Raw genomic sequence first — 1,211 nt, 5'->3', positions numbered from 1 at the left:
CTTATGCATGATCTGCATTGTAAGAATGCGGATGAAATGCACAGTCCAGTTCTTGCAAAACGGGTACATGAATTAAAAGACACGCAGAAAGGGGTTGAGCTTATGTGCCATGAAATGGAAAAAATTTATAGCGAAGGAATGGAAAGTGGGGAGAAACGTGGTGAACTCAAAAAAGCAAAAGAAACAGCACTTTCACTTGCAGAAATGGGTCTGCCTGTTGAAAAAATTGCAAAAGCTGTAAATCATAATGTGAATGAAGTCCAAAAATGGATTGATGAAAATCTATGTGCAATGAAATAAGGAACGCATTTATAAATGGGCAGGTCTGTTGGGCTTGCCCTGATTTATATAATATCGTGCTTAAGAGTAAATATCCAGTTATAATAGAGCAGTTATTCTGTATCAGAGTTGTAGAGACATCAGCCATAAATATATTGTATTAGAAAAGGAGCCTGTCAAATGAAAACATTAGTTATCTATTTTTCGCAGAAAGGAAAGACAAAAGAAGCTGCTGGACGGATCGCACAGCTTTCCGGGGCAGATCTGGCAGAGATTAAGACTTATAAATCTTACCGGATGTCTTATAGAAAAACGGTATTTACCGCATTAAAAGAAATTTTATTAAATAAGCGGCCAGAACTGGATATGGAGATTCCTGATATTTCTGCATACGACAGGATACTGATAGGAAGCCCGATCTGGTGTGGAACAATTCCAAATGCAGTATTCAGTTTTCTGGACAAGGTAAATCTGAATGGAAAAAAAGCAGCAATTTTTACAACCAGCGGAGCTACAGAACCACAAAAAATTGCGGTGAAGATCAAAAAGAAATATTCTGCAAAATGGTGCAGACCATTTAATGCGAACCATGCAACAGATGAAAATATCACAGATTGGTTAAAATAGTATGATCTCACAAACAGGAATGCGGATGAAATGCACAGTCCGGTTGTTGTAAAACGGGTACATGAATTAAAAGACACGCAGAATGGAGTTGAACTTATGTGCCATGAAATGGAAAAAATTTATAGCGAAGGAATGGAAAGCGGCGAACTAAAAAAAGCAAAAGAGACAGCTCTTTCTATGGCAGAAGAGGAGATGGATGTTAAGAAAATTGCCCGTTTGGTTAAAGTAAGCGAAGACGACATCCAGAAATGGATTGATGAAAACATGTGTGTAGCGAAGTAAATAAAAATGATATTATAGTGGGT

2 protein-coding genes and 1 pseudogene are annotated in these 1,211 nt (G+C 37.5%); all 3 read left to right on the top strand.

Annotated elements, in window-relative coordinates:
- Nucleotides 1-300, top strand: a pseudogene (locus DWX28_RS19175) (hypothetical protein); the annotation flags it as partial.
- 159 nt (nucleotides 301-459) lie between these two features.
- On the top strand, nucleotides 460-906 hold the full coding sequence (locus tag DWX28_RS19170) for a flavodoxin (protein ID WP_118254788.1): 447 nt from the start codon (nucleotides 460-462) through the stop codon (nucleotides 904-906).
- Between the two features lie 30 nt (nucleotides 907-936).
- Nucleotides 937-1,188 carry a hypothetical protein gene (locus tag DWX28_RS19165; protein WP_199611877.1) on the top strand — a complete coding sequence of 84 codons (252 nt, stop codon included), beginning with the start codon at nucleotides 937-939 and terminating at the stop codon, nucleotides 1,186-1,188.
- Nucleotides 1,189-1,211 lie beyond the last annotated feature (23 nt).

The sequence above is a fragment of the Blautia sp. AF19-10LB genome (assembly GCF_003461245.1).
Taxonomy (GTDB): Bacteria; Bacillota; Clostridia; order Lachnospirales; family Lachnospiraceae; genus Blautia_A; species Blautia_A intestinihominis.
This window is presented reverse-complemented; position numbering and strand designations above follow the sequence as displayed.

Excerpts from the sequence above, each read along its gene's own strand:
- DWX28_RS19165 (WP_199611877.1), top strand. The coding sequence starts at position 937 with ATGCACAGTCCGGTTGTTGTAAAACGGGTACATGAATTAAAAGACACG.
- DWX28_RS19170 (WP_118254788.1), top strand. The coding sequence starts at position 460 with ATGAAAACATTAGTTATCTATTTTTCGCAGAAAGGAAAGACAAAAGAA.